The sequence below is a fragment of the Deltaproteobacteria bacterium genome, from assembly GCA_019309545.1.
In the GTDB taxonomy this organism is placed as follows: Bacteria; Desulfobacterota; Desulfobaccia; order Desulfobaccales; family Desulfobaccaceae; genus Desulfobacca_B.
The window spans coordinates 1-5,467 of sequence record JAFDGA010000060.1 but is presented as its reverse complement, the minus strand read 5'-3'; the positions used below and the strand labels follow the sequence as shown (position 1 = coordinate 5,467).

The window sequence follows — 5,467 nt, the reverse complement described above, 5'->3', positions numbered from 1 at the left end:
TTCTACCGTGTTCATCACTTCTTTAGGTGCCATAAACAGAGTTTGAGAACTTATGCGGCATTTCGCCAAGTCTCCGGCGTCCCTGCAAGATTATTCCTGATTCTCCTCTCACTCGCTGATGGCCTTTTCCAGATCGCTCACAGCCATCTTAAGGCCTTCCAGCAGGTGCAAAAGCATGGCTTCGTCACCGCGCTCCGCGGCCTCGGCCATGTCCTCCGCCATGCCGCCCACACCATCAACCATAGGCCCATAACCGCATGGTCAAGTCGATCATTTTTTCAGATCGGGGACTACCTTTGTCCTGCGGGTAAAACGGGCTACCCGATGGCGTGTATTGGAATTGTCACTTTCCAAGAGTTGGGTTCCCGTTTTGCTCACTACGTGCTGTTCAGGTGGTATTAGATCATGGTAGACGGACCAATCATCGGTGTAATAGATGCATGGTACTTACCCCAGAGACACCAAGCAATTTTCCCAGCCAGCGAAAACTGGCCTTTCCCAGGCTGTAGAGCAAAACCGCCAAAGCCTTGGTGGCTTCCGAATTGGGTTCAGGAGGTATTATAGCATAATTGTGTATCTTTTGTTAACACTGCCGGTTAGGTTTGGTTAACACCCAGTCTATGGGAGATACGCCTTTTTTTCTGCCCTTTTCAAATTCACACAATCTTTTTTTACACCACCCAGCTTTGTAATTAACCAAGAGGTTTCAGAAACTCTCTCACTATTTTCCTTGATAGTCGCTAGCTCTTTCCGATAAGATTTTCCTTGCCATTTTGGGACTCATGGTTTAACAAGAAAAATTTTTAAAAGTCAGATTATCATTAAGGGCCATCCAGGATAGAGGAAATAAGTCAAGGGGAAGGTATGCGGCCAGATAACCTCTGGAATGACCTAGTAGATGAGCTGGCCCAGTGGTGCGGCATTGAACCGGAATACACTGACAATGCCGGCCAGGTCCATGTTACTTCCCGCCAGACCAAGTGGACCCTACTTCACGCCATGGGATTGAAGTTGGACAGCCTGGCTGATTTGCAAGAAGCCGTCCTTGAGCGGCGCCAGCGGCCCTGGAACCGGTTACTGGAGCCGGTGCGGGTAGTGCCGCAAGTAACCGGCCCCATCATCTGTAATCTGCACCTGACCTTGCCGGAGGGTAACCTTCCCGAAAATCTGGAGATTGATTGGGAGTTAATTGATGAGTTAGGTCAGGTTGGGGGGGGTCAGCTCCGTGGCCCGGAACTTCAGGTAACCGAAACCAGACTGATTAATGATCAATGGCGTGGGCGGCTGGAACTGTCCTTACCGGAAAATCTGCCCCTGGGCTATTATGAGTTTCGGGTTCAAGTCCGGAGCTCAGACCAGCCCCAGGAGGGTCGGAGCCGCTTGATTATTGCTCCGGATCGGGGCTACGTGCCGCCCTATCTAGAGGCCGGAGGGCGGACCTGGGGCCTGATCTTTCCCTTGTATGCTTTGCGCCGGCCGCATGGCTGGGGAGTAGGCGACTTCGGTGACCTGCTGGAAACCGTCAATTGGGCCGGGGGGGAACTCCATGCCGGGTTGGTCGGCCTTAATCCGGTTAATGCCCTGAGTAACCGCTATCCAGACGATGTCAGTCCCTACGCACCTTCCAGTCGCCTCTATTGGAGTATGATTTATCTAAATATGGACGCCATTCCTGAGTTGGCCGACTGCCCGGCAGCCCAAGCCCTGTTGACCCAGCCTTCTTTTCGGGCCGAGAGAGAACGCCTCAATAAGTCAGATAAGGTGGACTATGCCGCGGTGTTCAGTCTCAAGCGCCGCGTTCTCGACCTTTTATTTGACACCTTTCTGGACCGCCATGGGTTACCGCACCAGCCGTGTACGGCTCGGGGACAGGCTCTGGCCCGTTACATTGCCCAGGAGGGAGAAGCCTTACAGACCTTTGCGATCTTTCAGAGTTTAACCGACCACTGGCGCAAGCAGAACCGAAATTATCGCAGTTGGTCGGATTGGCCGCCGCAGTACCAGAATCCTGGAGATAACGCGGTCCAGGCTTTCGCCCGCCAGCATCCGCGGGAAATCTTGTTTTATCAGTATGTCCAATGGCTTCTGGAAGAGCAGTTGCAGAAGGTGGCGGACCAGACCCGAGGCCTGGGGATGCCGGTGGGGCTTTATCCCGACCTAGCGCTGGGGGTGGATCAGGGCGGCCACGATACTTGGTCGAATCAAAACCTGTTTGCCCTGAAGATGGAGATCGGCGCGCCCCCCGATGCCTTCAATCCCCAAGGCCAGAACTGGCAATTGCCGCCCTTGATCCCGGAGCGTCTGCGGGAGTCCGGGTACCAATTTTTCATCAATACCTTACAGAAAAATTGCCGCCCGGCAGGAGCACTGAGGGTTGATCACATCATGGGATTGTTTCGCCTGTTCTGGATCCCCCAAGGCAAAAGCCCCTCCGAGGGGGCCTATGTGCGGTATGACGCAGAAGACCTGCTGCGGATTCTGGCTCTGGAAAGCCTACGCCATCAGACTCTGATCATTGGTGAGGATCTGGGTACGGTTCCCGGTTACATTCGGGAAACCTTGGCCCGCTACCAGATCTTTTCTTACCGGTTGTTTTATTTCGAACGCACTCCGGGAGGCCGGTTCTGCGCCCGGGAAGATTACCCGGCCTTGGCTTTGGCTTCGGTAACGACCCATGATCTGCCTACCTTGGCCGGATTCTGGGCCGGCCGCGATATCGAGGTCAAGGACCGCCTGCAGTTGTATCCCCACCCGGAAATGGCCGACCTGGAGCGGCAGGAACGTCAGACCGACAAACGGCGGATTCTGGAAATACTTAAAGCCTATAATCTGCTTCCGGAGGATTATCCGCAGGAGCCAGAAGCCCTACCGGAATTAACCGAGGAGCTGCGCTGGGGGATTTTGGCTTTCCTGGCCCAAACCCCCTGTCGACTCCTGGCCCTGAATCTGGAAGATATCTTCGGGGGGCTGGATCAGCAGAACTTCCCCGGCACCATTCACCAATATCCTAACTGGCGTCTTAAAATGCCCTGGAGTTTGAGCCAGATGCGGCAATCTCCCCAGGCTCACCGATTGGCGGCCTTGATGGCCCGTTATCGGCCCCGGACTGCGCCATGACAAAATAGAGGAAAACCATGTGTGATGGACCGATAATTTACAACCTGTTCCCCCTGCTGGCCGGAACCATTTCTCGTTGGCCAGATCACCTGGATCGGATATCGGCCATGGGATTTAACTGGATCTTTGTTAATCCGTTTCATTATCCGGGCTTTTCTGGCAGCCTTTACGCGGTCAAGGACTATTTTGCCTTTCACCCCTTATTAGTGGAAGAGGGCCAGGACCCGGAGGTGTCGCTGCAGAATTTTTTGGACCAGGCCCGGCAGCGGGGTCTGGAAGTAATGATGGATCTGGTGATCAATCATACCGCGGTCGATTCGCCATTAGTGGAACAACATCCCGAATGGTACGCCAAAAATCTAGACGGCAGCATCAAAAACCCTTCCTGCATTGATCCGGCCGATGAAACCAAGGTCACCGTTTGGGGGGATCTGGCCGAAATCGAATACTGGCCCCCGCCCGACCCGGAAGGGTTGCTGGCCTTCTGGGAGACGGTCTTAAGGAAGTATATTCAACTGGGGTTCCGGGGCTTTCGTTGTGATGCGGCTTATAAAATTCCGGGGCCTTTCTGGGCCCGACTGATTGCCAGGGCAAGGGCCATCCATCCGGACGTCTGTTTCCTGGCGGAAACCCTGGGCTGTCGCCTGGAGGAGATGGCCCAATTGGCCGAGGCTGGTTTTGATTATCTCTTTAACAGCTCCAAATGGTGGGACTTCCGGGCCGACTGGTGCCTGGAGCAGTATGAGAGCAACCGGCACATCGCGGCCTCCATCAGTTTTCCGGAAACCCATGATACCCCCCGGCTGGCGGCCGAAACCCGGGGCGCGGTGGAGATCCTCCGGCAACGCTATCTGTTCGCCGCCTTTTTTTCCGCGGGGCTGATGATGCCCATGGGATTTGAATATGGCTTTAGAAAACGACTTAATGTGGTGAACACCCGGCCTGACGATTGGGAGAAGCCTCGCTGTGATCTGACCAGCTTCATCAGCGCCACTAATCGGATGAAGCGGAACTGCCCGATACTACAGGAAGAAGGGCCAATCACGCGGCTGACCCAGCCCAATGAGCCGGTAGTGATGTTGTTGAAGTCATCGGACACCTATACCGGCCAGGTGCTGGCGGTTATCAATACCAAGCGGCGCGCCCGGCGGTTTGTGGTGCCGGATTGGCCTGCGGTGATGGGGGTTCCGGCGGAGCATGTGCGAGACCTCACTCCCGAAGCCACGCCCTTGCCATTAGCGTCGACGCGGCCGGTTACCCTGGGGCCCGCCGAAATTCGCCTCTTTTATGCCCCCGGCACCGAGGTGGAGAAACCATAATTTTTTACCGCCCTTGACTATCTTGACAATCAGCAGGGAGAGGAATAGACTCCCGCCATGGCAAGTCTAAATCACAAGGCCGGGGAGAATACTGCCCTTCAAAAAATATGCCGTGATCTGCACCTGAACCCGGTAGAGGCCTTGGGGGTCCAGACCTGGCGGTGTGATGATCTAAACGGCCAGGCCGTGGTCCTTAAAACCGGCCCTCAGGTGGCCGCGGCCGGGCAGTTTTTGGAAAAGCTGGCGCATCTCTACGCGGCCTTTGAGTATCCCCGGCTCATTTCCTGGCAGCCGGGCCGATTTTTGCTTTACCCCTATATCAGCGGACCGCTACTGGCCCAGAATGATTTTGAGGGTCCCGACCGGCAGGCAGCGATTATGGAGCTGGCCGGGCAGTTAACCGCGCTGTTCCAGAGCCTGCGATTGGCCCCGATGTTTCAGGCGCTGAAGACCCGCCGGTTCGAAGAGGAATTGGTCGGGGAAAGCGGCCACCAAACCCCGGCGCGGCTGCACCTGGGTCTAAATTGCCACCCGGCCCGCCGCGGGGAAATTGCCCAGAGTTACCACTGGGGTCTGGACCTGGCTAAAACTCGGAGTGCGCAATTAATCGCAGCCGGCGGCCCGCCAACTTTATTAGCCGCGTTCCAAAATAAGCTGGAGCAGACCACCTCCATCCATCTGACGCCGAGCGGCACCAACCTGGCTCATACAGCCTTTACTCCCGAACATATTATCCAGTGCCCGGAGGGACGCTTCGGGATTGTCGGCTGGCAAGTGGCCCCCCGGCCCTATAATTATATGCGGCTCAAATACCTGGCCTGGAGCCTGATCCATACCGCCGCCCCGGAAATTTTCAGCCGCTACCAGGCTTATCTAGCGAAGATGCCCAAGATCAGCCCGCCCTGGGCCACGGCCATGACCTTTACCCTGGCCCTGATCGAGGCCTGGTGCGAAGCTACCTCTGATATGAATTATCGAGAGGAAAAACTGGCCGCGTTAGTGGCCTTTATGGAGGAGGCATTGGGAGGGTA

The 5,467-nt window shown here is 55.7% G+C and carries 4 protein-coding genes; 3 read left to right on the top strand and 1 reads right to left on the bottom strand.

The genetic code is table 11. The annotated features are described in order from the left end of the window. Positions 1–270 precede the first annotated feature (270 nt). On the bottom strand, positions 271–438 hold the full coding sequence (locus tag JRG72_11315; GenBank protein ID MBW2135793.1) for an IS1 family transposase: 168 nt from the start codon (positions 436–438) through the stop codon (positions 271–273). A gap of 426 nt (positions 439–864) precedes the next feature. Between JRG72_11315 and malQ the strand changes: the two genes are divergently transcribed. The 3 genes from malQ to JRG72_11300 all read left to right on the top strand — a co-directional run. Continuing rightward, entirely contained in the window at positions 865–3,117 is a 2,253-nt protein-coding gene (malQ, locus tag JRG72_11310; protein ID MBW2135792.1) for a 4-alpha-glucanotransferase, read from the top strand. A 17-nt stretch (positions 3,118–3,134) separates the two neighbouring features. Continuing rightward, a complete protein-coding gene (locus tag JRG72_11305) occupies positions 3,135–4,436 on the top strand; it encodes an alpha-amylase (GenBank protein MBW2135791.1) in 1,302 nt (433 codons plus the stop codon). Between the two features lie 57 nt (positions 4,437–4,493). Further along, positions 4,494–5,467, top strand: a 974-nt coding sequence (locus JRG72_11300; protein MBW2135790.1) for a hypothetical protein, incomplete at its 3' end; no start/stop codon positions are given.

What these genes read in the sequence shown, in the direction of transcription:
- malQ (MBW2135792.1), top strand. Translation starts at nt 865, where the DNA reads ATGCGGCCAGATAACCTCTGGAATGACCTAGTAGATGAGCTGGCCCAG.
- JRG72_11305 (MBW2135791.1), top strand. Translation starts at nt 3,135, where the DNA reads ATGTGTGATGGACCGATAATTTACAACCTGTTCCCCCTGCTGGCCGGA.